Genomic DNA, 25,865 nt, shown 5'->3' with positions numbered 1-25,865 from the left:
GGTAGTCACGGAACAGTGACCAGTGCTCCTCGCGCCGTCCTGGCAGCGACCTTCGCCCCGGGACACACGGCCGTCCCCGCCGTCAGGCGGTTCACCATAGAGGTGATGACCGCCTGGGCCGCCGCGCCCGTGCTGGCGGCCGCCGAGCGGCTGGCTGCCGAGCTGTCGTCGCAGGTGACCGACGTCTCTTTCGAGGTCGTCTGGAGCCATCTGGGGGACGGGCTGCAGATCGAGGTGCGCCGGCGGCGGGCCCCCGAACCGAGCCCCGTGGCTCCGTCCGTACCGGTGGAGGAGTGGGGTGTCACCTTCGCCGGTCAGCAGTGCACGCACTGGGCCAGGCTCCGGCTGCCCGGCTCCTCCGGGCGGCCGTCCTCGGAGTGGACCGCCGAGGAGCCCAGCCGCGGGCCTATCTGGATGGGTTTTCTCGCCGACGCCAGCGACCTGCTGGCGGGCACCCTCGATCCTGACATGGTGCCCGCGATCATCTCGCAGATCGTGGTGCCGAGGCTGGCCACCTGGTGCGCCGTCTACACATGGAGCAACGGCGGCGGCCCGCAGCGTCCAGCCTACCTTTGGCACACCGATGAGCGGCGCATCGACGAACTCCGGGAGGAGCTCGCCGCCGTCCAGATCCCGCAGACCGGGGGTTCCATGCAGCTCGCCGACTCGCAGGTGCTGATCATCCCGCTTCTCGCGCGCGGGCGCACGCTGGGGGCGATGTGCCTTGGACGGCCCGACCGGTTCACCGAGGACGTGCTCCAGTACGCCGAGGACATCGGCCGGCGTGCCGCCCTCGCCCTGGACAACGCCCTGCTGTACGCCACCCAGGCGGCGGCCAACCGGGCGCTCCAGCGCAGCCTGCTCCCTCCCGACGAGCCGGGTGAGATCCCCGGCCTCGACTACGCGGTGGTCTACGAGCCCGCGGGGGAGACCAACGAGGTCGGCGGCGACTTCTACGACCTGTTCGCGGCCGGTGACAAGTCCTGGCGGTTCGCGGTGGGCGACGTCTGCGGGACCGGTCCCGAGGCCGCCGCGGTCACCGGCCTGGCCCGCCACACCCTGCGCCTGCTCGCCCGGGAGGGGTACGGTGTGGCCGCCGTCCTCGACCGCCTCAACCAGGCCATCCTTGAGGAGGGCGACCGCGCCCGTTTCCTGACGCTGCTGCACGGGGAGATCACGCCCGTGCCGAGCGGCCTGAACGTGTCGATGGTCTCCGCAGGCCACCCGGAGGCGCTGCGGTTGCGGCCCAGCGGCGCCGTGGAGACGGTGGTGACCTCCCAGCCGCTGCTCGGCGTCTTCCCCGAGGCGACCTTCAAGGCGGAGGTCGTCCACCTCGACCCCGGTGACGTGCTCCTCGCGGTGACCGACGGGGTCACCGAGCGCCGCAGGGACGGGCGGCTGCTCGACGACGAAGCGGGCCTGGCCAAGCTGCTCGCCGAGTGCGCGGGCCTGTCGGCGCGGGCGGTTGCGGAGCGGATCCGCCGCGCCGTCCAGGACTTCGCCCCCGAGCCGAGTGCCGACGACATGGCGATCGTGGTCCTGCGAGCACGCTGACAGGGGTCGTGGTCCTGCGAGCACGCTGACAGGGCCTGACCGCACCGTCCTGTGGATCTCTTGCCCACCGCGATCGGTCACCGCGGCACGCCGTGGTTCCCTCCGCTCGCGAGGCACCGTCCGACCGGTCCTCGCCACGGCGAGGTCCGCCGGGCAGGCGTTAGATGTCGGTCTTCACGTGTCTGCGGGCGAAGTCCAGCTGCGCCGACATCTGCGCGATGCGCTCGGAGACGACCAGTGAGCCGTGGCCCGCGTCGTAGCGGTAGACCTCGTGCTCATGGTCGCGCCCGGCGAGCCTGGCCACGTACGCCTCGATCTGCCCGATCGGGCAGCGCGGGTCGTTCTCTCCGGCGAGGATCAGCAGCGGCGCCTCGACCTGGTCGACGTAGGTGATCGGCGAGCTGCCCGTGTATCGCTCCGGCTGCTCCTCGGGTGAGCCGCCGAGCAGCGCGCGGTGGTAGGAGCGCAGTGCCTCCGGCTCCTCCGCGTAGGTGGCCGCGTGGTCGGCGATCGGCACCGTGGCGATGCCCGCCGCCCACATCTTGGGCTGGGTGCCCAGGCCGAGCAGCGTGAGGTAGCCGCCCCAGGAGGCACCGGACAGCACCAGCCTGTCGGGGTCGCAGACGCCGCGGTCGACCATGGCGTCCCTGACGGCGGCCACGTCGGCCAGTTCGATGTGCCCGACGTCGCCGCTGAGGGCGTTTCGCCACTTCGAGCCGTACCCGGTGGAGCCCCGGTAGTTGACCCGTACGACCGCGAAGCCGAGGTCCACCCAGGCGGCCACCTGTGGCACGAAGGAGTCGTCGTCCTGCGAGGTGGGCCCACCGTGCAGGAGGAAGACCGTGGGGAAGGGGCCGGAGCCGCGCTCGGGGCGCGAGACCAGGGCGTGGATGCGGCCGCCGGGACCCTCCACGTCCACGTCCTCGACCGGGACCGACGGCGGTGAGGTGGGGCCGCCGTGGTTCATCACCACGTGACCGCTGGTTGACCGGATCAGAGGCGGGTGGGCACCACTGGACCAGGAGTACTCGACGGAGCCGTCGGGGCGGGGCGCGGCGGCGTCGATCACGCCGTGCTGGGTCTCGATCGGGAAGAACCCGCCGCCGGGAAGGTCGTAGCGGCTCAGGTGGGTGCGGCCGCGGTTGCCCCGCACGACGAGCAGCGAACGGCCGTCGCCGTACCAGTCGGCGGTGATCTCTCCCGCGTCACGCAGCCAGATCTCCCGCTGGTCGCCGGTTTCCGGATCCCAGACGAGGGGTTCGCGGCGGCCCCTGCGCTCGTGCAGGGTGAGCAGCCTGCGGTCTCCGGACAGCGGTGCGAAGCGCAGGCCGGAGACCCCCTTGCCGGGACCGTCGTACAGGTCGCCGACGACCTGGCCGCCGCGCCGGAGCACGCGCAGCGCGGGGTGCCGGGCGTCACCGTGCTCGCTGTGGCTGATCGCGATCAGCGAGCCGTCCAGGGAGACGGCGGAGACGGCGGCGGCCTCGGCGTGCTCGTAGATCGTCCGAGCGGGCTCACCCGGTCTGACGAGATGGACGGTGAAGCCACGGCCGGGCCTGGCCATGCCGACGACCGCCTCACCCGTCGCCGATAGCCCGATTCCGGAGGGGAAACCGGGGGCGAGGTCGATCGGCTCGTCGGGGCCGCCGTAGAAGGGCTGGCGCATCCACCGGCCCCACTCGTCGCCGTCGGTGTCGTCGAACCACCAGATCCACTGTCCGGTGGGGTCGAGCGCCCCGTACCGGGTGCCCTTGGGGCGTGAGGTCACCTGGCGGGCTGAGCCGCCCGCGCGGTCCCAGGCGTAGACCTCCCACGCCCCCGAGGCGTTGCTGCGGTAGACGGACCGGCTGGGAGCCTGGACCGCCCACACGGGCAGCGTCGCGCGCGGCGCGCGGAACCTGGACTGCCAGCGTTCCTCCGCCTTCATAGAGCGCTTCCCTCCGTCAAGGCGTCAGCTTCACGCGTTCAGTCGCGGGCTCGCCGGATTGCGGTCCAGTATGTCGTCTTCAACGGGTAATTGCTTGAGTAATGTCCGGGAATTTCGGACTAAAAGTCACATCAGTAACAGGTGTCCCGAAGGTAGCTGTCAAGCACACAGCTTGCTCAGAGGCGGCGCTTAAAGATAGACATACGGAAAGAGGCCTCTACAAGGCTCATTTCAGGAAGTTCCTGGATTTTTCTCCACATAACTTCCTTATCCGTGTGCCAGGCGCTGGGCCCCATTCCCACGACCGCCCTGACCGCATCGTGCCCCAGAGTCATCTCGAACTCATGGGTGCTCCGGCCGGTCTCGACGAAGTGTTCGCTCAGGCTCTCCGCCATCCGTCGCTCCTTCGACTCGTCCACCGACAGGAGTCCTAGCCGCTCCACCAGTGGCACGAGGTGCCGCGAGGTGGGTGTGACCACGACAAGCTCACCGTCACTCCTGAGAACTCGGGCAAACTCTGCCCCATTTCTTGGGGCAAACACATTCAGAAGCACATCTATCGTGTCACCTCTCAGCGGCAGCGGCCTCCAGACGTCGGCCACCACCGCCCCCAGCCGGGGGTGCGCCCGTGCGGCCCGTCTGATCGCGTGCTTGGAGACGTCCAGCGCCACTCCGACGGCCCCCGGCAGCTCGTCGAGCACCCGCGCCAGGTAGTGGCCCGTCCCGGCCCCTGCGTCCGCCACCGCCTTCGCGCAGGGAGGGCAGGCGCCGGCGATCGCTTCGGCGAGGGGGGCGTAGTGCCCGGCGCCGAGGAAGACGTCCCTGGCCGCCACCATGGCCGCGCTGTCGGCCGTCCCCGGCACCCGCGACCCGGTCAGCAGGCTGACGTATCCCTGCCTGGCCACGTCGAAGCCGTGCCCCAGGGCGCACCCGAGGACCCGGTCGTGAAGGGCCAGGGCACCTCCGCAGACCGGGCAGGCGAGGTGTTCGACGACATCGTCCAGCATCGCTCCATCATCTCGCGTTCCGCCGCAGTCGAATTGTCATGAAATGTCCCTACGATGCGAGCAACGTCCCCATGAGGGGGCAGGCACCACCCGATCGAACAGGAGAGCGGATGCTTCACCAGCCGATAACGGTCGCAGGGGTCGAGGTGTTCCCGCTGTGCGACGGGGTGGGGCCGATGGGCGACTCGATCCGGCGCCCGATACGGGAGATGTTCCCCGGTGGCCGCCACGGTGAGACGGACGAGTGGATCCTGCACTTCCACTGCTACCTGCTGCGCGACGCGGCGGGCCGTACGGTGCTCGTGGACACGGGCATCGGCCCCGGCGACTCGCCCGCGTCGAGCTGGGCGCCGGTGCCCGGCGCACTGGGCGCGGAGCTGGCCCGGGTGGGAACGGCCCCCGAGGAGGTGGACGCGGTGGTCATTACGCACCTGCACAGCGACCACGCGAGCGGGGCGGTGATCGCGGGGGCACCGGTCTTCCCCAACGCCCGGTACGTCCTGCAACGCGCGGAGATCGACGCGGTGGCCGAGGCGGTCCTGGATCACGTCGTCCGGCCGCTGGGCGAGCGGGTGCAGCGCGTGGACGGCGGTGCGGAGGTGCTGCCCGGCATCCGGGTGCTGCTCGCGCCGGGGCACACCCCCGGCCATCAGGTCGTCCAGGTCGGCGATCTGGTGCTGACCGGCGACGTGGTGCTGCATCCGGTGCAGCTGGAGAACCCGCGGGTGACCTACCTCTACGACGACGACCCCGAGCTGGCCGCGGCCACGCGAGTGGAGCTGCTCGATCGGGTCAGGGCGGAACGGGGAATGATCGGCACCGCCCACTTCGCCGAGCCCTTCACCCGGATCGTCTGACGGGAGACAGCCGGGCGCGGGGTCCCTTACCCGCTCGCCGGGCCGCCGGTATCAGCGGCGCGGGTAGCGGATGAGCAGGCCGACGTGGACGTCCTGGTCGCCGAGGGCGGCGTACGTGTGCGGAACGTCCGACCGCCAGGAGATGTGCTCGCCGGGACCGGCCCGCAGGGGAGCGTCGGCCGGTCCCGCGCTGAGCGTGCCGGCGAAGACGGTCACATGTTCGGTGACGCCCCCGTGGTGGGCGGGCGAGACCTGTGGCGCCCCCGGGCGGATCACCAGCCGGTAGAGCTCGTAGGTGACCTCCTCGTCCTCGAAGACCTGGAGCAGCGTTCCCTCCACGGCGGTTCCGTGGATGACGGGGGGCCGGCTCCCGCCGGGGGTGGTGTCCGAACCATCCGGCGCCGGTGTGCCGAAGGCCATGGCCAGGGGGACGCCGAGCTCGGCGGTGATGCGCTGGAGGGTTTCCAGCGTGGGGTTGCGGGTGCCGTTCTCCAGGCCGGAGAGCGTGGCCTTGCCGACACCGGCGCCGCGGGCGAGGGCGGACAGGGAGATACCGCGCTCTTCACGCAGCCGGCGGATCCGCCGCCCGATGTCGGCCATGCCGCCGTCCACGGCGGGGCGAGGGCGTTGTGCTTCGGAGTCCATGAGGCTATCGTGCAGCACCGGACCCGTTCCGTTTACGGAACGGTCGGCACCCCCTCGGCACCCCCTCGGCACTCCTTCGGCACCCCCTCGTGTGAGGACCAACAGATGACACGCCTGCTTCAACCCGTGCTGGCCGGGATGGTCACCGCGGTGGTCGGTTTCGCCGGCTCCTTCGCCGTGGTCCTGGCCGGGCTCGGGGCCGTGGGCGCCGACCAGCGACAGGCGGCGTCAGGGCTGCTCGCGCTCTGCGTGGTCAGCGGCATGGTGGCCATCTGGCTGGGAGTGCGGCAGCGCGTCCCGATCGTCATCGCCTGGTCCACGCCCGGGGTGGCGCTACTGGTCGCGACCGGCCCCGTGGAGGGCGGTTTTCCCGTCGCGGTCGGCGCGTTCGCGGTCTCAGGGCTCCTCCTCACCGCGGCCGGGCTCTTCCCCACCCTGGGCCGATGGATCGCGTCCATCCCCACCCCGATCGCCGGTGCCATGCTCGCCGGGGTCCTGCTCGACCTGTGCGTCGCGCCGGTCAGGGCGCTCGCCGAGGTACCGCTGATGGCCGGTCCCGCCGTTCTCGCCTGGGCGCTGCTGAGCAGGTTCGCCCGAGGGTGGGCGATCCCGGTGGCCCTCCTCGTCGCCGTCGCGGCGATCGCCCTGACCGGGCCGGGGCCGGGAGCGGTGGACGTGCGGCCGGTGGTGGAGGTGACTACCCCGTCCTGGAGCGCCCAGGCGCTGGTCGGCATCGCGCTCCCGCTGTTCCTGGTCACCATGGCCTCGCAGAACGTGCCGGGCATGGCGGTCCTCGCCGGGTACGGCTACCATCCCCCGCTGCGGGGGATCCTCGTCTCCACCGGTCTGGCGAGCACGCTGGGGGCTCCGCTGGGCGGCCACGCGGTGAACCTGGCGGCGATCAGCGCCGCCCTGGCCGCCGGGCCCGACGCCGACCCCGACCCGGCCCGCCGGTGGATCGCCTCGGTCAGCGCGGGCGCCTCGATGATCGTCCTAGGGATCGCCTCGGGGCCGGCCGCGGCGCTCGTCCTGCTCTCTCCGTCGTCGCTCATCGAGGCCGTCGCAGGTCTCGCCCTGCTCGGCGCGTTCGTCTCGGCCATCGCCTCCGCCGTCGCCGACCCCGAGGGCAGGCAGGCCGCTGCCGTCACCTTCGTGGTCACCGCCTCGGGGCTGACACTCCTGGGCGTCGGCGCAGCCTTCTGGGGGCTCGTGGCCGGTGGCCTCATGACGGTCCTGCACCGCCGCCGGAAATCCCCTGAGACTCCGCCGGACACGACCATGGCGAACGGTGACGGCCCGGATGCACCTCAGCCGGAGCGGCCAGTGGGCCGTCCCGGCTGAGGGGAGATGTGACTAGTGGCGGTCCGAGCGCCCGTGGCGACCGGCCACGAGCTGGTCGGTGGAGGACTGGTGGGGCACCTCGACCCGGGGGTGGGGCGCGGTGTCCTCGGCGCGGTCGTCGACGCCGTCGCGGTCACGGTCACGGTCGGCCGCGGGAGCCGCGGGAGCCGTGGCGGCGGCGAGAGTCCTGGAGGCGGCGGGGGTCGCTTCGAGCTTTCGCTCCAGCTCCCGCTTCTCCTCCTCCAGGCGGGTGACACGGTCACGAGCCTCCGCACGCGAGGCACGGAGCCTGCGACGGTGCGAGGACGAGCGCCGCATCCCGGCGAACATGATTCCCAGGCCGAGCAGGAGAACCGCCCCCGTGGCCACACCCGCGAAGAAGAGCTCCAGCTGGGTGAGCTGGATCACGCGGTCGAACACCGTGAAGGTCGCGGTGGTGGTCGATGCCGCGGTCTCGTCCCAGGAGACCGCGATCACGGTCGCACTCGCGAGTACGACCAAGAGAAGTCCCAGCACTATCATGTGAGCTCACCTCAGGCTTCGGCTGTTGTGGTAGGCGCCGCTGCCCCGGGCGGCCGGGATTATTCATCCGGAACCCCGCGTTCGCCGGGGAATATGACGGACAGGCCGCCGGAAGAGGCCGCGAACGAGGTCGTCGCCGGGGAGGCTGACACGAGGTCCGCGAATGTGATCCACCGGGGATTCCGGACTCGCTGTCGCGGGTCTAGGGTGGGCGCACATGGAGCGCACCCGCCTGTATCGCAACGGGGTTCTGGAAGCCGAGGGTTTCCCCATCGACGACGTCTCCGAACACGTGGGAGACAGCTCGGCCGTCGTCTGGTTCGACCTCTGCTCCCCCACCCAGGCGGACCTGGCGAAGATCAGCGAGGAGCTGGGTCTGCATCCCCTGGCCGTCGAGGACGCGGTCCACAGCGGGCAGCGCCCCAAGCTCGACACCTACGACAGTCACCTGTTCATCACCGCCTACGCGGCGAAGCTCACGGAGGAGGGGATCCACTTCGTCGAGGTTTCGATCTTCGTGACCAAGAACGCGCTGGTCACCGTGAGGGAGAGCCCCGAGTTCGACATCGACGAGGTGATCAGGCGCTGGGACGTCAACGCCGACATGGCCAAGTTCGGGGCGCCCTACCTGCTCTACGGCCTGCTTGACCACGTCGTGGACGGTTACTTCGACGTCCTCCAGGTGGTGGACGACCGGATCGAGGAACTGGAGGACGATCTCTTCGGGGACAACTCCCGGGACATGCAGCACATCCAGCGCCGGACCTTCGAGACACACAAGAAGCTGGTGCGCTTCCGGCGGCTGGCGGTGCCGATGCGCGAGATCGTGGGCAGTCTGCTGCGCAGGGGGGAGGACGTCATGGACCGCGGTCTGACCCCGTACTACCAGGACGTCTACGACCACACGTTGCGTACCGCGGAGTGGAGCGAGTCCCTGCGGGACCTGGTGGGCAACGTCCGCGAGGCCCACGTGAACCAGCAGGGGTTCCGGCTCAACGACATCATGAAGAAGATCACGAGCTGGGCGGCGATCATCGCGGTGCCCACGATGATCACCGGTTTCTACGGGCAGAACGTGCCCTACCCGAGCTTCGGGCAGTCACTCGGGTTCTGGACGTCCACGGCTTTGATCGTCGTGGGCACCCTCCTGCTCTACCGGGCGTTCCGGAAGCGCAACTGGCTCTGAGCCCCCGCCGGGACCCACGGTCCCGCGTCCATTGGCCGGGCGCGTGACCGGTCGGACATCGCTCACCGTAGCCTGGCCATGGAAAGGGGCCGGCCGTCAGGGCGCCGGCCCCGGCCCGGCATCCGGCAGGGATCCGGCGATCGGAACAGGACGAGCTGCATGGTACGAGGACGGCTGCCCATCTTCCCGTGGACGCGAACCGCGACCGCGCCCCTGGAGGGCCCGTGACGCGCATCCTCGTCGTCGACGACGAGCCCCAGCTCCTGCGGGCGCTGCGGATCAACCTGGTCGCCCGCCGGTACGAGGTGGCCGTGGCCTCCGACGGCGCCGCCGCCCTGCGCCAGGCCGCGGATTGGCACCCCGACCTGGTCGTGCTCGATCTCGGCCTACCCGACATGGACGGGGTGGACGTCATCCACGGGTTGCGCGGCTGGAGCACCATCCCGATCATCGTGCTGTCCGGCCGGGTCGAGGGCCACGACAAGGTGGAGGCCCTGGACGCGGGCGCGGACGACTACATCATCAAGCCGTTCGGCGTCGACGAGTTGCTCGCCCGGATCCGCGCGGTGTCGCGACGCACCTCGGTCCCCGAGGAGGAGCAGGCCCGGTTGGTGATCGGCGAGCACGAGGTGGACCTGGCGGGCAAGACCGTCTCGGGTGGCGTGCGGCTGACCCCCACCGAGTGGCGCCTGCTGGAGATACTGGTCCGCAACCCCGGCAAGCTCATCACCCAGCGCCGCCTGCTGAACGACGTCTGGGGCGCCTCGTACCACAAGGAGACCAACTACCTGCGCCAGTACATGGCCCAGATACGCAAGAAACTGGAGCGCGACCCCGCACACCCGGTCCATCTGCTCACCGAACCCGGCATGGGCTACCGTTTCCTGCCCTGACCGGTCCGGTCTCAACCTGCGGACACCCCCGTAGATCGGCCGGGGACCGCTAGGGGCCGAGGTGGATACGGAGAGGTGTCAGGAGGTTTCGACCACGACCCGGCCGACGAATCCGATCGGCAGGCGACTGGTGCGGACGGTCTCCACGTGGACGTGATGTCCGGGGAACGCGGCACGGGCGGCGGTCTCGGCCCGGCGCAGCGCGAACCGGAAGTCGTAGATCCAGATACGGCCGCCGGGGCGGAGAACCCGGCGCAGCTCGCGCAGCCCCGTGGCGACGTCCGGCCAGTGGTGCTGGCTCATGCTGGAGACGATCAGGTCGAAGTCACCGTCGGGGTAGGGGAGGTCGGCGACATCGCCCACGGTGAAGTCGACCCGGCCGGTTAGGCCGGCCTCCGCCGCGTTCCGCCGGGCGCGGTCGATCATCTCAGCGGACAGATCGAGGCCCTCGACCCGCAGCCCCGGCAGGGCCCGGGCGATCGCGAGGGGGACCCGCCCAGGGCCGGTGCCCACGTCGAGCACCCTGGTTCCCCCGGCGGGCGTCGCCGACACGACGTCGGTCGTGACCTTGGCGTAGAGGGAACGGAATCCCCGGCTGATGAACCGGTCGTAGAGGCCGTCGTGGTGGAAGAGGCCGAACAGGCTCGCACGGGCACGATGGATGGCACGCATGGCACTCTCCTATAGTTGCAAAGCACAACTGTGTGCCGTCGAGCATAGGACAGATAGTTGTACAGTACAACTCATGAAGGGGCGTTCCCCGACGACGAGCTGCGCCACCTGCTGAAGCTGCTGGTCAGGGCGGGGGGCCTGCTCGAACCGCATGACTACGGCGGCCTGCGTGTCTCCCTGTCGGAGGTGTTCGCCCTCGGCGAGCTCGCCGAGGGCGGGACGCTCTCCCAGGGGGAGCTGGCCACTCGCCTGAGCCTGGAGAAGAGCACCGTGAGCCGTCTGGCCGCAGGCATGGAGCGGCGGGGGTGGTTGTCGCGGGAGCGCGACCCGGCCAACCGTCGCTTCTACCGCCTCCGCCTCACCCCTGACGGATGGGCCGTCGTCGAGCAGGTCGGCGCCGACCTGCGCACCAAGCACGCCGAGCTGTTCGCGAGCCTCACCGCCGACGAGCGTGCGGGTCTCATTCTCGGGCTGGCCGGCCTGGCCCGTGCTCTCAAGGGCGGGGGCTAGCCGGACTCCTTGATCACGAGCCGGGTCGGAAGGATCGCCGGGGCGGCGATGACCCGGCACGGCTGCGGCCGGCCTCCGGGCGCGCATCGTGCATCCGCGCCCGGAGGCCGGCCGCGGATGCACGATGCGCGGCGACTTCTGCGCGAGCCTGCCGACCGCGCCACAGGCCACCTTGTCGGCCGGCCGGCCCGCCGTGCTCCTACTGATCGCCGCGTCCAGCGGGCAGGAGTGTTCGTACCAACCTCCGTGATGTCCTCCTGATCTGTGAAAAGTAACTATAAGTTTTTGCTGCGCAACTTAAAGTAATGGCACTAGCCTGCCTACCGGCGAGAGACTGACGGAGGTGGGGACATGCTGGCGGAAGGCGGGGTGGCCGTGGTCACCGGTGCGGCACAGGGCATCGGCGAGGCGGTGGCGCGAGCCCTGACGGTGGCGGGCACACGTGTCGCCGCGCTCGACGTGAACGTCGAGCGGGTCGAGCAGGTCGCCGCCGGGCTCGGCACCGCTGTCGCCTACCCCTGCCAGGTCGCCGACAGCGCCGCCGTCGACGACGTCGTCGCGAGGGTCGAGGCCGATCTCGGCCCGATCGAGCTGCTCGTCAACGTGGCCGGAGTGCTCTGCTCGGGGTCGGCAGTCGCCATCAGCGACGACGACTGGGCCCGGACCTTCGCCGTCAACACCGGCGGGGTCTTCCACCTGTCCCGCGCGGTCGCCCGCCGGATGATCCCTCGCAGGTCCGGGGCGATCGTCACCGTCGGTTCCAACGCCGCGGGCGTGCCGCGGATGAACATGTCGGCCTACGCGGCCTCCAAGGCGGCGGCCGCGCAGTTCACCAAGTGCCTCGGCCTGGAGCTGGCGCCGTACGGCATCCGTTGCAACGTGGTGTCGCCCGGTTCCACCGACACTCCCATGCAGCGCGCCCTGTGGACCGGAGACCACGACGCGCGGACGGCCATCGACGGATCGTCGGCCACCTTCCGGGTGGGCATCCCCCTCGGCCGGCTGGCCGACCCCGAGGACATCGCGAACGCCGTCCTCTTCCTGGCCTCCGACCACGCCAGGCACATAACCATGCAGGACCTGTACGTCGACGGGGGCGCCACGCTCCGGTAGCGGCGCGGTCCCCTTCCGTCGCGATCCCCTCTCAGCCCGGCCTCCTTCCAGCGCGGTCCCCTTCCGTCGCGATCCCCTCTCAGCCCGGCCTCCTTCCAGCGCGGTCCCCTTCCGTCGCGATCCCCTCTCAGCCCGGCCCTCTTCCAGCGCGATTCCCTCCCAACGCGGTCTCCTTCCAGCGCGATCCCCTCCCATTCCCGGACCCCTCCCGACAGGAGAGCTTTCCACCATGTCGCCGAACGACGCCCTCACCATGCCCCGAATGCCGGACCTTCTGGAGGACTACGAACCCGGCACCTTCTTCTTCACCTCACCGACCCGGACCCTGCTCGCCAGGGGGGTGTGCCAGGAGGTCCCGGATTCGAGGGCGACGAGCCTGCGAGATCGCGTCGCCTCCGCCCTGCGGGACGCCCAGAGGTCAGGCCACCCCAACCCCGTGGTGGTGGGCGCGATCCCCTTCCGCGACGACCGGCCCACCCGCCTGCTGGTGCCCGCCGCCGTCTGCTGGACGAGCCCACCGGCCGGTCCACCCGCCGGCCCCGAGCAGGTCACGGGCACGTTCACCGGATTCGGCCCGGTTCCCGACCCCGGCGACTACATGCGCGGTGTGGAGAAGGCGCTGGCCAAGCTGACCGCCGGAGAGCTCAAGAAGATCGTGCTGGCCCGCGCCCTGGACGTCACCCTGGGCGCCCCCGTCGACGTCGGGCGTGTGCTGCGCAACCTCGTCCGGCGTGACCCGCAGGCCTACGGTTACGCGGTCGACCTGCCGTCGAGCACCGCCACCACCCGCACGCTGCTGGGGGCCAGCCCCGAGCTGCTCGTCTCCCGTTCCGGCCGCCAGATCACCACGAACCCGCTGGCCGGGTCCGTACCCCGTCACCCGGACCCTGTCATCGACCGTGAACGGGCCCGCGCCCTGCTCACCTCCGACAAGGATCTCCGCGAGCACGCCCTGGTGATCGAGAGCATCGTGGAGGCCCTGCGCCCGTACTGCCGGGAACTCTCGGTACCTGCCGGGCCCTCACCGCTGTCCACCGCCTCCATGTGGCATCTGTCGACCCGGATCACCGGCGTGCTCGACGACCCGGCGGTCACGTCGCTGGAGCTGGCCATGATGCTGCACCCCACCCCCGCCGTCTGCGGCACCCCCGCGAGCGCCGCGCGCCAGGCCATCGAGGAGATCGAGCCGTTCGACCGCGGCCTGTACGCCGGCCTGGTCGGGTGGGGTGACGCGACGGGCGACGGCGAATGGGTCGTGACCATCCGCTGTGCCGAGGTCGCCGACCAGACCCTGAGGCTGTTCGCCGGTGCGGGAATCGTCGCCGGTTCGGTGCCGGAGACCGAGCTCGCCGAGACCACCGCCAAGTTCCAGACCATGCTCCGCGCCGTCGGCCTGGACCAGGACCGCTGACCCACCGTCTGGCCCACCGTCGTAGGAAAGGAGACAGTGCCCGTGGCCCTTCCCCAGATCGCCTCCTACCCGCTGCCGGGAGAAGGCGATCTTCCTGAGAACCGGGTGGCCTGGCGCCCTGATCCGCGCCGAGCCATCCTGCTGGTCCATGACATGCAGAACTACTTCCTCGCACCCTTCGCCGCCGGTGCCTCACCGCTGACCGGGCTCATCGACAACATCGGCCTGTTGCGCGAGGCCTGCGCCGGGCTGGGGGTCCCGGTCGTCTACTCGATGCAGCCCGGCGGCCAGAGCAGCCATCAGCGCGGCCTGCTCCAGGACTTCTGGGGCTCGGGCATCCCCGGTTCGCAGGAGAGTGAGATCGTCGCGAGCCTCCTTCCCGCGGCGGCCGACATCCTGCTCACCAAGTGGCGCTACAGCGCCTTCTGCAGGACCGACCTGCGCGCCCGGATGGACGCCATGGGCCGTGACCAGATCATCGTCTGCGGTGTCTACGCCCACATCGGCTGCCTCATGACCGCCTGCGACGCCTTCATGCAGGACCTGCAGCCGTTCCTGGTGGCCGACGCCGTCGCCGACTTCTCCTGGGAACACCACACCATGGCCCTCGCCTACGCCGCCCAGCGCTGCGCGGTCACGGCCGTCACCCGCGGCCTGCTGCGCGGGTGGGATCCCGCGCGGCAGGCCGCCGAGATGGTCGGCGGTGGGTAGCCGACCGCCGGAACCCGCTTCGCGAGGCCGCGCCGTCTCCGAGGCGCGTCACGCCGGCGCCGGAGCGGTCTGCGGTGAGGTCGCCAGGCGTCCCGATCGATCCAGGGCGGCGACGGCCGCGGCGCAGCCAAGGCCGATCAGCGCCAGGGCCAGCCACGGCAGGCTCGGCAGACCCGTCCGCGCGCCCAGATCCAGCGCCCACCCGGTGAGCAGGTTGCCCGCGGCGATGCCGATCCCGGCCAGGGTGCTGTAAAGCCCGTAGTAGGTACCCACCATGTGCCGGCCGCCGAAAGTGGCGATGGTCGCCATCTCGAACGGATAGATGATCATAGTAGCCAGGCTGAGCAGCACCGCCGTCCCCAGGACGGGGAGCAGCACGAGCACTCCGGCGACGCCGCCGGAGTGGCCGGCGTTGCCCGCCCAGGGGGCGGCCAGGGCCAGGGGGGTGAAGGCGAACCCCATCAGGACCAGGCCCCTGGCGATGGCCTGCGGCGGTCGCCACCGCCGGGTCGCCCACGCGGTCAGGCGGGCCTGACCGGCGATGGTCATCACCGCGGAGACCACGAAGACGAGGGTGACCCCCAGCTCACCACTCGTCATCCGGCGGATTTCCAGCGGCAGGCCCAGATAGACCTGGAAGTTCAGCACGTACGAGCCGATCATGGCCAGGGAGAACAGCAGGAAGGGGCGATTGCCGATCACCTCACGCCAGTCGAGCAGCACGCCCCGGCTGTCCTCGGTCCGCGGGCGCTCCCCTTTCGGCAGGGCCCGCAGCTGGGCAATGGTCAGCACGGCGAACATCACGCCCGCGACCAGGCAGACGAGCCTGAAGGCCACCGCGTTGAGCAGCAGGCCGACGAGCGGCCCGATCAGGATGCCGAGCTGGTAGAAGGCGTTGAACGCGGCGAACGCCTCGACCTTCCGCGCTCCGGCCTCCTGGGCGAGGTAGGCCCGTACGGCGGGGTTGAACAGCGCGCCGGCGAACCCGGTCAGGGCCGAGGCGGTCACCAGCATGGGCAGCGAGTCGGCCACGGCCAGCATCAGGAACGCGAGGGTGCGCAGCCCACAGCCCGCGATGATCATGGGTTTGTGGCCGAGCCGGTCGGCGAGGGTGCCGCCGATCAGGAACATGCCCTGCTGGCTGAGGTTGCGGATGCCAAGGATCAGGCCGACCAGTGCCGCCGGCAGCGCCAACGCTCCCGACAGATGACCGGCCAGGTAGGGCATCAGCATGTAGAAGCCGGTGTTGATGGTGAGCTGGTTGACCAGGAGTAGTTTCACCGGCCGGTCGAAGGAGCGGGCCAGGGCCAGGGTGCTTCTCACCGTCGGACCCCTCCGTCTTCGGATGAGCGGGCCAGGGCCAGGGTGCTTCTCACCGTCGGACCCCTCCGTCTTCGGAGGGCGCCCTCTCGGTTTTGGAGGGTGTCCTCTCGGCGGCGGTGTTCTCGACGCGGACATCACCCTCGGGAATCGCTTCCACACCGCCTCCCGGAACGGCCGTGGGTGTCTCCCCGTCGCACTTCGCCAGGGCGCCGGTGGTGGGGTCGAGCACGGTCGTACACCGGGTCCAGCGCGTCAGCTCGCGTTCGGTGGGATGGGCGATCTCGTCGGGGTCGGTCGCCGCCGGTGCGCCGAGCAGGCCCCATTCGGCGCAGTAGTCGTCGTTGAACACGGTGTCGAAGTAGCGGTGCGGACCGTCGGGGAAGACCGCCGCTATCCGGGCGTGACCGGGCAGCGTACGGGCCAGCCACGATGCCACCAGGGCCACCGCGCCGACGCTCCATCCGCCGGTGGCGTACCGCAGTGCGGCCAGGCGCCGGCAGGCCCAGACCGCTTCGGCGGGTGCGACCCAGTGGACCTCGTCGAATGCCTCGTACGCCACGTTGCGCGGGTAGATGCTGCTGCCCAGGCCGCGCATGAGCCGGGCGCGCGCGGGCTGGCCGAAGATGGTCGAGCCGATCGTGTCGACGCCGACGAGCCGGAGGTCGGGATAGAAGCGCCGTAGCGCGCGGGAGACTCCGGCGCTGTGACCGCCGGTGCCCACGCTGCACACCAGGACGTCGATCCGCCCGAGCTGACCGGCCAGTTCCGTGGCCAGTCCCGTGTAGGCGGCGACGTTGTCGGGGTTGTTGTACTGGTCCGGGCAGTAGGCGTCCGGATGCTCGCCGAGCAGTTCCCGCACGCGCTGGCGGCGTGCCTGCTGCCAGCCGCCCACCGGGTGCGGTTCGCCGACGACGACGACGCGCGCTCCGTAGGCGGACAGCAGCCGGCGCATCAGCGGTTCCATGCCCGGGTCGGTCACCAGCGTCACCGGGTGGCCACCGACGATGCCGGCCAGTGCCAGGCCCAGGCCGAAGGTCCCGCTGGTGGACTCCACGATGGGGGCCCCGGGTCGCAGCAGGCCGCGCTCGCGTGCCCGCTCGACGATGTAGAGGGCGGAGCGGTCCTTGATCCCTCCGGGGTTGCTGCCCTCCAGCTTCGCCCAGAACCCGCGCCCCTGCCCCGAGGCGATCTCCGGAATCCAGAGCACCGGGGTGTTGCCGACCACGTGCTCGGGGGCGTGGCAGGTGGCTCCGGTGATCAGCTGGCTGAGCGAGGTGGTGGCGATCTGTGGCGAACTCGCAGTGATCTGCGGTGAACTAAGTGTATATGTCATGATCCGTTTCCCCTGGATGCGATGTGATTGGCTCGCTGACGGGCGCGCGCGAACGACGGCTCATACCGCTCAGCAGGAGCGTGGAGTCGTTGGCGGCCCGAGGGGCGGGCTATATCCGGGAAACGGATTTGAGGAGAAGTAACGCGACCCCGGGCGGCGGACGGACCGGTCGCGCGCGACGCCGCGCGGGTGGCGGTGGAGGCGTCACGGCCTCCTCGGCCACCACAGGGTCACCGGTGATCGGGCCGGCAGGCACCAAGGCGCGCACGCCGGTGATCTGCGCTCCGGCAGCCGCACCGCACAGGTGGTGATCCTCGTCGACGGGCGGTACCGGGCACGGCAGGTGTTCCGCCGGAGTCCCCGCGCCGATCAGGGTGAGACGCCCGGTGGGGGCGTCGGCATCTCCGGCGGCGCTCACGTCGGCGTTCGCCGTGGCCGGCAGCCAGGGGCCGGGGGCCCGATGATGGCCCGAGTGGGCGGGGGCCACCACGCACAACGCCAGATGCATCAACACGACGGCACCGAGCACGGCAAGCCCTAGCGCGAAGGCTGCGCCTCCGCGCTGTGCGACTCGCCGCATCGATGCGATCATGACCACAAACGTACATTACCGCTTGCAGTCGATTGACTGCGGGGGGTTACTTTATGCCTTTAAAGGCTCCTAATAAGTGCGGGAGGCCGTACCGGCATTGGCCGGAGGCGCGCCTGCGGAGCGGTGTGTCCAGTGCCTGAGGCCACAGGGGCAGGGCAGGGCAGGGCAGGTCGGCCGGTTCGGGTGGATCGGCCCAGTTCAGGGCGATGAACGGCTCGGTGCGGCAGGGATGGTGCACCCGTTCGCGGGTGATGCGGTAGCGGGTCAGGGGGCTTGGAAGCCGGCCTTGGTCAGCACGTCCTTGCCCTGCTGGGACAGCACCAGATCGACGAACTGCTTGGCCGCCTCGGGGGCGGGCGCCTTGGACAGGGTCGCGATCGGGTAGTCGTTGATCGCCTTCTCCGCCTCGGGGAAGTCGATGCCCTGGACCTTGCCGTCGGAGGCGATCACGTCCGTCTTGTAGACCAGGGCGGCGTCGACCTCGCCGAGCGAGACCTTGGCCAGCGTGGCCTTGACGTCCTGTTCCAAGGTGACCGGCGTGACCTTCAATCCGGCCGCGTCCAGTGCCTTGACCGCTGCCGCGCCGCACGGCACCTGCTCGGCGCAGAGGGCGACCTTGACCTTCGGATCGGTCAGGTCGCCCAGGTCGTCGACCTTGGCCAGGTTGTCGGCGGGGACGGCGATCTGCAGGGTGTTGCGCACGAACGTGGCCGGGGCCGCGGCCAGGGAGGCGTCGGCGACGGTCTTCATCGTGGCCGGGCTGGCGGAAGCGAAGACGTCGGCCGGGGCGCCCTCGACGATCTGCTGGGCCAGCGTGGCGCTGGAACCGAAGTTGAACCGCACGGTCGTGCCCGGGTGCGCTGCCTCGAAGGTCTTGCCCAGCTCGGTGAACGTGCCGGTCAGCGAGGCGGCGGCGAACACGGTCAGCGTCGTGGCCCCGCCCCCGGACGGCCCGCCGGAGGAGGCGGAGGTGGCTGGATCGCTGGAACCGCAGCCGGACAGGCCGGCGGCCAATGTGAGGGCGATGGGGATCGTGGCCCACCGGGAAAGACGCCTGAACAACGAGGGCTCCTTACTGACTTCACCGTGCCGACCCAGAACGTCGTCACCGACAATCACGATACCTTCGCATATTCAGGTCTCAAGAGGCGATACCCATGGCAATTGGCAAAGAAGCTGCCCTTATATCATCGCACCTGCGATAAGTAGAGCAGGTGTGGTCGCAGCCCACCCGTCTCTCGTGGGCCCGACCCCGTCCCCGGCCACCCCAACGTCCACGACGATCCCGGCCAGGGCGTTCACTGCTTCGCTTTGTCCCGTATGGCGTCACGTACCACGCGGGCGCCTTTATTCGCGTCCGCGTGGTACGTCGTGGGCGGCACGGCGGCCTGGACCAGGGAAGGGATGGGGCCGCCGTGCCTGCTCAGAAGTGGCCGATGTCGGCTGAGGTGGAGGTGAGTGCCCAGCGGTGCAGGAGCGCGGTCATCTCGGCCTCGCGCATCTGCGCCTTGAGCCCCTCGATGGTGCGGTCGCACAGGAGCAAGGGTTCTGGGGTGGGCCAGGTGGCGATGGCGTGGAAGAGGCGGCTGCCGGTGCCGTACAGGACGGCCCATCCCGGCCAGGTGATCTCCAGCATGGCGGCCTCGGCGCGGGCTTCGTGGTCCCAGGTGTAGCAGGGCACGGGAGGGGCGGCCTGGCCGTCGCGGTGGCGGCCCCGGGGACGGGCGGGCCGTCGCTGGATCATGAGATCACCTGCCCGGCTTGCTCCTGCGCCTCCCGCGCGATGGTCTCCTGCCGATCGGTCTCGATGCGCAGGGCCTCCAGGGTGTCGGCGTCGACGGTACGTTCGGCCCCGGCGTGGAACGCGGCCAGAGGGAAGGGCTGCTCCCGGCTGGCCCACAGCCGTCCGGCGTCGCTGAGGATCAGCCGCCGGCCGGGGATGGCCGGTTCGGGGGTGCTGGATCTAACATCGTCCACTGATTGGACCTCCATCCGATCAAGGGCCCGTCCGGACGTTGGTAGCGGAGGACGGGCCCGCTTCATGGGGCAGGGCAGGACACGGAGGGGTGCGCCGCACGGGCCGGGTGGCCGGTACGGAGACGAGGTGACCGTTACGCGGTTGGGGAACAGGCGGTTGTTCGCCTGTGACGGGGCGCGAGGCGACGTCCAGTGCCGAGCCGGGGCGGATCTGGGCGGGAGTATCGGGGGAAGACGGCAGAGGGCCCGCCTGGGCGGCGGTACCGGTATCGCGGGCTCGGCGGCCAGGGCCTGTTCGGGAAGCCGTGGGGTAGGTGGTATCGGGATCACCTTGGCCGGGTCCTGCTCGGCAGACCGCTGAGCAGGTATGAACGCAATCACCTCGGCCGGGGCCGCGAAGGCGAGTGACTCGAAGCAGGGCAAGGAGCGGTCCCCGGTGCGGCGGGCCTCCAGGCGCGTGGCCATCAGATCGCCGGAGGGCTGGGCGTACTCGTGATCGGCGGGCCGGTCTGGGCAGCCGTGCGCGAAGGGCGCGTGCCCGCAGACAGCGCACCCCATCGGCATCGGCACAGCGTCGGCGAAGCAACCGCAGCGTTCCCTTGCCATCTGCGAGTCGAGGACTGGGGCACCAAGCCTGGTCATGGGTGAGGAGCGCCTTCCTGATCAAGGACTTGTTGACGGTGGCCCACACCGTTGACAAGCCCGATTTGCGTCAAGGCTGCTTGCGTCAGTACGGGCGTAAGCCTGTCACCGACTGCTCGAACTTCCCTACTCTGTGTGACGAGCCTCATGATGACGTGAGAATCTCAGGCTGACAATCCCATCGCACATATTTGTTGCGTTGAGCAGGAGGAGCCGGTTGAGCTGCGGCACACTGACCGCATGAAGTACTCCACGGTCCGCCTGCGTCGTCTGTCGCGTGAGCTGCGCACCCTGCGTGCGACCACCGGCTTGACAACCGAGGCCGCCGCCGAACAACTTGGCTGGTCCAGGTCGAAGCTCAACCGCTTCGAGACCGGCAAGATCGCTCCGGCAACCGAGGACGTGGCCGCCATCTGCCACCTGTACTGCGTGGACCAGGCCACCGCCGAAGCCGCGGTGCAACTCGCCCGGGAGGTAACCCGACGCGGCTGGTGGACGGCCTACTCGGACGTGTTCACAGGCAGCTACATCGAGTTCGAGGCAGAGGCAACCGTCATCCACAAATGGGAGCCGCTCTTGATCCCAGGGCTACTACAGAGCGAGGACTACGCGCGTGAGATCATCCGAGCTACCTGGCCGGACCTGACCAGCACCGAACTGGACCGCCGCGTGGACGCCCGCATGGCACGAAAGATCAATCTCCTCGGATCAAAGACATCGGCGCTGCACGTCCTCATGGACGAGGGAACCCTGAATCGGCCTATCGGTACGCCCGAGATCATGGCCGACCAGCTTGGCGACCTCCTTCGGATCATGGACTGGCCGAACGTCACCGTCCAAGTCCTGCCACTCACGAACGGTGCGCATACCGGGCTGGAAGGAGCCTTCTCCGTCCTCGGCTTCGGCGACGAAGACCCCGACATCGGATACGCCGAATGTCCGGCCGGTGAGGTCTATGTGGAAGCATCGGATCAGGTCCGCAGGCTTATGCTCATGTTCGAGCGCCTCGCCGGCGCGTGCTTGTCCCCCCAGGAATCCGCAACACGCATAGCTGCGATGAGGAGCAAGGCATGATCTCCCCTGACCTGTCTGCCGCTGATTTCCGCAAGTCCAGCCTCAGCGGCGGCAACAATGACTGCATTGAGGTAGCCACGAACCTGCCAGACCTTATCGCCGTACGCGACAGCAAGAACCCATCCGGCCCGGCGTTAGCCTTCTCCCCGGCGGCCTGGCGCAACTTCCTGACCAGCATCCGCAGCGGAGAATTCTGACCGGACGCCGGGCGCTGTGCGATAGAAACCGGCTGGAAAGCCATCCGGTCGCGCGGCAACACAAGCCCCTGGCACAACCGTGAGCCGCAGAACCATGAAAGATGGCCCAACTTCTGCGGCAACATTCGCCCTTTTGGTGATCTTGACGCACCTGTGGCGCACGGTTACAGAATTCGGGGAAGCGAGAGGCCGTTCCTGATCTCTCAGGAACGGCCCTCTACCTCGGGACTTTACTCGACGTCGGGGTGACAGGATTTGAACCTGCGGCCTCTTCGTCCCGAACGAAGCGCGCTACCAAGCTGCGCCACACCCCGGTCACACGTCCGGTCTTGCTCGTGCTTGGGAAAGTCTAGCGGACTTCGTGGGTGCTTGCGTCGCCGCGCCGGCGGGGCATCAGGGTCAGCAGACTGGCCTCGGGGTAGCAGGCGAAGCGGGCCGGGGCGTAGGGGCTGGTGCCGAGGCCGGCGGAGACATGGAGGTAGGCGGAGTCGTGGCGGCTCATGCCCTTGACGCGGGCCCGGTCGATGCCGCAGTTGGTGATCAGGGCGCCGTAGAAGGGGACGCAGAGCTGGCCGCCGTGGGTGTGACCGGCGAGCAGCAGCTGGTAGCCGTCGGCGGCGAAGCGGGTCATGTTGCGGGGCTCCGGCGAGTGCATCACGCCCAGGCGCAGGTCGGCCTCGGCCGGGGCGGGGCCGGCGATCAGGTCGTAGCGGTCGAGGTTGATGTGGGAGTCGTGGATGCCGCCCACCGCCACATCAAGATCGCCGACCTTGACGCGGGCCGTGGTGTTGTTCATGTCGAGCCAGCCCTCGGCGGCCATGGCGGTGCCCAGCTCCTCCCAGGGAAGCGTGGGAATCTTCTGGCCGTAGTCGGCCTTGGAGGTGCGCCAGAGATAACGCAGGGGGTTCTTCGGCTTCGGCTCGTACATGTCGTTGGAACCGTAGACGAACAGCCCCGGACGTGACAGCAGGGGCTCCAGGGCGTGCATGAGGGGCGTGATCGCGTCGGGGTGTGCGATGGAGTCGCCGGTGTTGACCACCAGGTCGGGGTTGAGGGCACCCAGCGAGCGGACCCAGTCGATGAGCATCCGCCTGCCGGGGGTGAGGTGCAGGTCGGACAGGTGCAGGATGCGCACCGGACGCTGTCCCGGCTCCAGAACGGGCACGTCGAAGCGGCGCAGCCGGAACGCGTTGCGCTCGACGACCGAGGCGTATGCGAGGCCGGCCAGGCCGACACCGAACAGGGACAGGGGCACCGCGGCTGCTTTCCTCACCTTCTCATCATGCCCGAGATCGGCCCCCCGGACGGAAACTCGGGATACAGCGGGGCTGGTGAGGCGGCAAGATGGACCGCATGAGCGCATTGAAAGACAAGCTGAAGGCCGATCTCACGGCCTCCATGAAGAGCAGGGACGAGATCCGCACCCGCACGATTCGCATGGCCCTCGCGGCCGTGAACGTCGAGGAGGTCTCGGGTAAGGCGGCGCGCGAGCTCACCGACGACGAGATCGTCAAGGTGCTGGCCAAGGAGGCCAAGAAGCGCCGCGAGGCGGCCGAGGCGTTCGGCGGTGCCGGCCGGGTGGAGCAGGCACAGGCGGAGGTCGACGAGCAGGCCGTGCTGGAGGCGTACCTGCCCGCACAGCTCTCCGACGAGGAGCTCGCCGCACTCGTGGACGAGGCCGTCGCCGAGAGCGGCGCCTCCGGGCCGCAGGCCATGGGCCAGGTCATGAAGATCGTGAACCCGAAGGTCGCCGGGCGCGCCGAGGGCGGTCGTGTCGCACAGGCCGTACGGGCGCGCCTCGCGTCCTCCTGACATGAGGCCATGGGGCGCCTGAACTGCGGAACGCACGGGTTTCGGGAAGGGAACGCGCATCCGCGCGGTCCCGATGCCTCCTCTGCGGTCCCGATACCGCCTCCTCTAAGGCGAGAGCCCTCCTCACCGGACCTTTAAGGGGGTCCGGTGAGGAGGGCTCCGGTGTCCTGAGGGACGGGCCTAGACGGGCCTAGGGGATGACCGGAGGGATCGTGGTGCCGTCGTTGATCTCCCGGTCGCCGCCGCCGCGCCGGTCGCCGCCGTCACCCCGGTCGCCGCCGTCACCCCGGTCGCCGCCGTCACCCCGGTCGCCGCCGTCACCCCGGTCGGGCTTCGGCGGCGGCTTGGGCGCGCACCGGTTGCCGGTACAGCCGCCGAAGCGCCCCATGTTCACCGGGGTGAACGAGGTCGCCTCGACTCCCCTGAGTGCGTTGATCATGGAGTTCTTCCAGATCGGGCCGGCGATCGAGGCGCCGTACACGTAGCTGTAGTAGCGCCCGCCGATGGTCACGCCGATCAGGTCGTGCCCGAAGGCACCACGCGGGTCGCCGACGCTCACCGCGGAGGCGAGGTCGGGGGTGAACCCGGCGAACCAGGCGGCGGTGTAGGCGTCGGTGGTGCCGGTCTTGCCCGCCGCGTCGCGGCCGATGCCGCCGACCTGGCTCATCGTGCCCTTGGTGAAGACCCCGGACATGATGTGGGTGGCCGCGTCGGCGACCTCCTCGTCCAGGACCTGCTTGCACTTGGGCTTGTACGACGTCTTCTTGCCCTCGCGGTCGGTGCTCTCGGTGATCACCATCGGCCTGCAGTAGGTGCCGCGGGCGGCGATCGTCGCGTAGGCGGCGGAGACGGTCACCGGGTCCATCTCGTTGATGCCGAGCGTGAAGGTCTCGAACTCCTTCAGCGGGTTGCCGTCGGCGCGCTGGACGCCCAGGTTCTTGGCCATCTTCACCGTCTCGCAGAGGCCGACCTCCTGCTCCAGGCGCATGAAGAAGGTGTTCACCGAGCCCAGGGTGCCGGTGGTCAGGGTGTTGAAGCCGCCGGGGCCCTCGCTGGAGTTGGTGACGGTGTGCCCGGGCTCGCCGACCGCGTTGCCCTTGCAGTCGCGGAACGCGCTGGGGCTGGGGGCCTGGTAGCCGGTGCCGGTGTTGAAACCGTCGTTCAGCTTCATGCCCTTGTCGAGGGCTGTCAGCAGGGTGAAGGGCTTGAACGTGGAGCCGGCCTGGAAGCCCGCTCCGCCACCGTGCTGCCTGTCACCGACGAGGTTGTAGCTGATCTCGTTCTTCTTCTTGTTCCCGCCGAACTTCCGGCTGGCGGCCATCGCCTTGATGGCGCCGGTGCCGGGGACGACCATCGCCTGCGAGGCGACGGGCTTGTCGCTGGTGTGGACGACCTGTCGGATCGCCTTCTCGGAGGCCTTCTGCGCCTGCGGGTCGAGCGTCGTCCTGATCGTCAGGCCGCCCCGCTGGAGCAGTCTCTCCCGCTGCTTGCGGGTCTTGCCGAAGTCCTCGTTGGAGGCGATCTCCTGCTGCACGTAGAGGCAGAAGTAGGGGTAGTCGCTCACCTCGCAGCCACCGGGGGCCGAGATGTTCTTGAAACCGAGCTTCTTCTTCTTGGCCTCTTCCGCTTCCTGCGGTGTGACCTTGCCGAGCTCGGCCATCCGGCTCAGCACGATGTTGCGCCGCTCCAGCAGCCGTTCGCGGGCGGCCTTTCCGACGCTCGGGTCGGTAACGCTCGGGTTCTGCACGGCTCCGGCCAGGGTGGCCGCCTCCCACAGGGTCAGCTTGGAGGCCGGCTTGTTGAAGAAACGCCTGGACGCGGCCTGGATGCCGTAGGCGCCCGCGCCGTAGTAGGAGATGTTCAGGTAGCGCTCAAGGATCTCCGACTTGGTGTACTTCTCCTCGACGGCCAGTGCGTAGCGCAGCTCGTTGAGCTTTCTGGGAAGCGTCGGCGCGATCGCGGCATCCTGCTCCTTCTTGGTCTCCGCGGCATTGACCAGCACGAGCTTGACGTACTGCTGCGTGATGGAGGAGCCACCCTGGACGACCCCGCCGCCTGAGACGTTTCGCACCGCCGCGCGGAAGGTGCCTTCCAGGTCGAGCGCCCCGTGCTCGTAGAACCTGGTGTCCTCGATCGCCACGATCGCCGTCTTCATGACGTCGGCGACCTGGTCGAGCTTCACCGACTCGCGGTTCTCGAAGTAGAACTGGGCGAACTGCTTGCCGTCCGCGTCGAGCAGGGTGGTCTTCTCCGCCAGGGGAGGTTCCTTGAGCTCCTCGGGGAGAAGACGCAGCTCGTTCGTCGCCGCGTTCACCGTCATCCCCGCGCCACCCACCGCCGGAAGCGCCACTGCGGCGACGAGCACACCTGTGACAGCCGCCGCGCCGAGCAGCTTTAGCACATTGCCGACCGCCGACCCCTGATCTTTGCCTTGAGCTTGCACGAGACCCAGGGTACGTCGGACGGATAACCCAAACGGTAACGGAACACTGTTTTGCCGTGACTTCGTGCTGTATCGCAGGCGGGTGACTAGTCATTCCCGGCCAGATGGCCGTGGATGACCATG

Annotated in this window: 26 protein-coding genes and 1 tRNA gene; 13 read left to right on the top strand and 14 right to left on the bottom strand. The window is 69.7% G+C overall.

The window, feature by feature from the left end; genetic code table 11:
• Positions 1 to 15: 15 nt before the first annotated feature.
• Positions 16 to 1,554 (top strand): PP2C family protein-serine/threonine phosphatase, encoded by a 1,539-nt coding sequence (locus OIE13_RS29155; protein WP_326646510.1) that lies wholly within the window; start codon positions 16 to 18, stop codon positions 1,552 to 1,554.
• Between the two features lie 160 nt (positions 1,555 to 1,714).
• On the opposite strand, the gene OIE13_RS29150 is transcribed toward OIE13_RS29155, so the two are convergent.
• Positions 1,715 to 3,481, bottom strand: a complete 1,767-nt coding sequence (locus OIE13_RS29150) for a S9 family peptidase (protein ID WP_326828996.1) — start codon at positions 3,479 to 3,481, stop codon at positions 1,715 to 1,717.
• 176 nt (positions 3,482 to 3,657) lie between these two features.
• Positions 3,658 to 4,488 (bottom strand): putative RNA methyltransferase, encoded by an 831-nt coding sequence (locus OIE13_RS29145; RefSeq protein ID WP_326646512.1) that lies wholly within the window; start codon positions 4,486 to 4,488, stop codon positions 3,658 to 3,660.
• Positions 4,489 to 4,598: 110 nt separating this feature from the next.
• Between OIE13_RS29145 and OIE13_RS29140 the strand changes: the two genes are divergently transcribed.
• On the top strand, positions 4,599 to 5,345 hold the full coding sequence (locus tag OIE13_RS29140) for an MBL fold metallo-hydrolase (RefSeq protein ID WP_326646513.1): 747 nt from the start codon (positions 4,599 to 4,601) through the stop codon (positions 5,343 to 5,345).
• A 51-nt stretch (positions 5,346 to 5,396) separates the two neighbouring features.
• Here the strand turns inward: OIE13_RS29140 and OIE13_RS29135 are convergent, their stop codons facing one another.
• A complete protein-coding gene (locus tag OIE13_RS29135) occupies positions 5,397 to 5,990 on the bottom strand; it encodes an XRE family transcriptional regulator (RefSeq protein WP_326646514.1) in 594 nt (197 codons plus the stop codon).
• 105 nt (positions 5,991 to 6,095) lie between these two features.
• Between OIE13_RS29135 and OIE13_RS29130 the strand changes: the two genes are divergently transcribed.
• A complete protein-coding gene (locus OIE13_RS29130; protein WP_326646515.1) occupies positions 6,096 to 7,331 on the top strand; it encodes a benzoate/H(+) symporter BenE family transporter in 1,236 nt (411 codons plus the stop codon).
• 12 nt (positions 7,332 to 7,343) lie between these two features.
• On the opposite strand, the gene OIE13_RS29125 is transcribed toward OIE13_RS29130, so the two are convergent.
• A complete protein-coding gene (locus OIE13_RS29125; protein WP_326646516.1) occupies positions 7,344 to 7,853 on the bottom strand; it encodes a hypothetical protein in 510 nt (169 codons plus the stop codon).
• A 217-nt stretch (positions 7,854 to 8,070) separates the two neighbouring features.
• On the opposite strand from OIE13_RS29125, the gene OIE13_RS29120 reads away from it, so the two are divergent.
• Together OIE13_RS29120 and OIE13_RS29115 are read left to right on the top strand one after the other, a co-directional pair.
• Positions 8,071 to 9,039: a magnesium transporter CorA family protein gene (locus tag OIE13_RS29120; RefSeq protein ID WP_326646517.1), complete on the top strand. Its 969-nt coding sequence runs from the start codon at positions 8,071 to 8,073 to the stop codon at positions 9,037 to 9,039.
• A 224-nt stretch (positions 9,040 to 9,263) separates the two neighbouring features.
• Positions 9,264 to 9,932, top strand: a complete 669-nt coding sequence (locus OIE13_RS29115; RefSeq protein WP_326646519.1) for a response regulator — start codon at positions 9,264 to 9,266, stop codon at positions 9,930 to 9,932.
• 78 nt (positions 9,933 to 10,010) lie between these two features.
• On the opposite strand, the gene OIE13_RS29110 is transcribed toward OIE13_RS29115, so the two are convergent.
• Entirely contained in the window at positions 10,011 to 10,604 is a 594-nt protein-coding gene (locus OIE13_RS29110; RefSeq protein ID WP_326828995.1) for a class I SAM-dependent methyltransferase, read from the bottom strand.
• Between the two features lie 57 nt (positions 10,605 to 10,661).
• Here OIE13_RS29110 and OIE13_RS29105 point away from each other — a divergent pair, with 57 nt between their 5' ends.
• The 4 genes from OIE13_RS29105 (at position 10,662) to OIE13_RS29090 (ending at position 14,349) form a co-directional block, all read left to right on the top strand.
• Complete coding sequence (locus OIE13_RS29105; RefSeq protein ID WP_326828994.1) at positions 10,662 to 11,114, top strand: MarR family winged helix-turn-helix transcriptional regulator; 453 nt, start codon at positions 10,662 to 10,664, stop codon at positions 11,112 to 11,114.
• A gap of 351 nt (positions 11,115 to 11,465) precedes the next feature.
• Positions 11,466 to 12,227, top strand: coding sequence for a 2,3-dihydro-2,3-dihydroxybenzoate dehydrogenase (locus tag OIE13_RS29100; protein ID WP_326646524.1), 762 nt, complete (start codon positions 11,466 to 11,468; stop codon positions 12,225 to 12,227).
• Between the two features lie 262 nt (positions 12,228 to 12,489).
• The gene (dhbC, locus tag OIE13_RS29095) at positions 12,490 to 13,638 is read left to right on the top strand and encodes an isochorismate synthase DhbC (protein ID WP_326646525.1); all 1,149 of its coding nucleotides are present in this window, start codon (positions 12,490 to 12,492) and stop codon (positions 13,636 to 13,638) included.
• A gap of 42 nt (positions 13,639 to 13,680) precedes the next feature.
• Complete coding sequence (locus OIE13_RS29090; protein WP_326646526.1) at positions 13,681 to 14,349, top strand: isochorismatase family protein; 669 nt, start codon at positions 13,681 to 13,683, stop codon at positions 14,347 to 14,349.
• Positions 14,350 to 14,397: 48 nt separating this feature from the next.
• Here OIE13_RS29090 and OIE13_RS29085 read toward each other — a convergent pair whose 3' ends face one another.
• From OIE13_RS29085 to OIE13_RS29060, 6 genes are all read right to left on the bottom strand, one after another.
• Complete coding sequence (locus OIE13_RS29085) at positions 14,398 to 15,672, bottom strand: MFS transporter (RefSeq protein ID WP_326646527.1); 1,275 nt, start codon at positions 15,670 to 15,672, stop codon at positions 14,398 to 14,400.
• Between the two features lie 49 nt (positions 15,673 to 15,721).
• A complete protein-coding gene (locus tag OIE13_RS29080) occupies positions 15,722 to 17,005 on the bottom strand; it encodes a PLP-dependent cysteine synthase family protein (protein ID WP_326828993.1) in 1,284 nt (427 codons plus the stop codon).
• Between the two features lie 109 nt (positions 17,006 to 17,114).
• Positions 17,115 to 17,585 (bottom strand): hypothetical protein, encoded by a 471-nt coding sequence (locus tag OIE13_RS29075; RefSeq protein WP_326646529.1) that lies wholly within the window; start codon positions 17,583 to 17,585, stop codon positions 17,115 to 17,117.
• A 276-nt stretch (positions 17,586 to 17,861) separates the two neighbouring features.
• On the bottom strand, positions 17,862 to 18,659 hold the full coding sequence (modA, locus tag OIE13_RS29070) for a molybdate ABC transporter substrate-binding protein (protein WP_326646530.1): 798 nt from the start codon (positions 18,657 to 18,659) through the stop codon (positions 17,862 to 17,864).
• Positions 18,660 to 19,020: 361 nt separating this feature from the next.
• Positions 19,021 to 19,341: a hypothetical protein gene (locus tag OIE13_RS29065; protein ID WP_326646531.1), complete on the bottom strand. Its 321-nt coding sequence runs from the start codon at positions 19,339 to 19,341 to the stop codon at positions 19,021 to 19,023.
• On the bottom strand, positions 19,338 to 19,574 hold the full coding sequence (locus tag OIE13_RS29060) for a hypothetical protein (protein WP_326646532.1): 237 nt from the start codon (positions 19,572 to 19,574) through the stop codon (positions 19,338 to 19,340). The genes OIE13_RS29065 and OIE13_RS29060 overlap by 4 nt, the downstream gene beginning before the upstream one ends.
• 367 nt (positions 19,575 to 19,941) lie before the next feature.
• Here OIE13_RS29060 and OIE13_RS29055 point away from each other — a divergent pair, with 367 nt between their 5' ends.
• From OIE13_RS29055 to OIE13_RS29045, 3 genes are all read left to right on the top strand, one after another.
• The gene (locus OIE13_RS29055) at positions 19,942 to 20,070 is read left to right on the top strand and encodes a hypothetical protein (RefSeq protein ID WP_326646533.1); all 129 of its coding nucleotides are present in this window, start codon (positions 19,942 to 19,944) and stop codon (positions 20,068 to 20,070) included.
• A 386-nt stretch (positions 20,071 to 20,456) separates the two neighbouring features.
• Positions 20,457 to 21,290, top strand: a complete 834-nt coding sequence (locus tag OIE13_RS29050) for a helix-turn-helix domain-containing protein (protein ID WP_326646534.1) — start codon at positions 20,457 to 20,459, stop codon at positions 21,288 to 21,290.
• Positions 21,287 to 21,487, top strand: a complete 201-nt coding sequence (locus OIE13_RS29045; RefSeq protein ID WP_326646535.1) for a DUF397 domain-containing protein — start codon at positions 21,287 to 21,289, stop codon at positions 21,485 to 21,487. Before OIE13_RS29050 ends, OIE13_RS29045 begins: the two co-directional genes overlap by 4 nt.
• A gap of 240 nt (positions 21,488 to 21,727) precedes the next feature.
• On the opposite strand, the gene OIE13_RS29040 is transcribed toward OIE13_RS29045, so the two are convergent.
• Together OIE13_RS29040 and OIE13_RS29035 are read right to left on the bottom strand one after the other, a co-directional pair.
• Positions 21,728 to 21,801 (bottom strand) — tRNA-Pro (locus OIE13_RS29040).
• Positions 21,802 to 21,836: 35 nt separating this feature from the next.
• A complete protein-coding gene (locus OIE13_RS29035; protein WP_326646536.1) occupies positions 21,837 to 22,760 on the bottom strand; it encodes a metallophosphoesterase in 924 nt (307 codons plus the stop codon).
• An 80-nt stretch (positions 22,761 to 22,840) separates the two neighbouring features.
• On the opposite strand from OIE13_RS29035, the gene OIE13_RS29030 reads away from it, so the two are divergent.
• On the top strand, positions 22,841 to 23,299 hold the full coding sequence (locus OIE13_RS29030; protein WP_326646537.1) for a GatB/YqeY domain-containing protein: 459 nt from the start codon (positions 22,841 to 22,843) through the stop codon (positions 23,297 to 23,299).
• A gap of 190 nt (positions 23,300 to 23,489) precedes the next feature.
• Here the strand turns inward: OIE13_RS29030 and OIE13_RS29025 are convergent, their stop codons facing one another.
• Positions 23,490 to 25,742 carry a transglycosylase domain-containing protein gene (locus OIE13_RS29025; protein ID WP_326828992.1) on the bottom strand — a complete coding sequence of 751 codons (2,253 nt, stop codon included), beginning with the start codon at positions 25,740 to 25,742 and terminating at the stop codon, positions 23,490 to 23,492.
• Between the last annotated feature and the right edge of the window lie 123 nt (positions 25,743 to 25,865).

Origin of the sequence: Streptosporangium sp. NBC_01810 (assembly GCF_035917355.1) — a bacterium.
Taxonomy (GTDB): domain Bacteria; phylum Actinomycetota; class Actinomycetes; order Streptosporangiales; family Streptosporangiaceae; genus Streptosporangium.
Note: the sequence above shows the minus strand (reverse complement) of the source record. Positions and strands in the feature narration are given on the sequence as shown.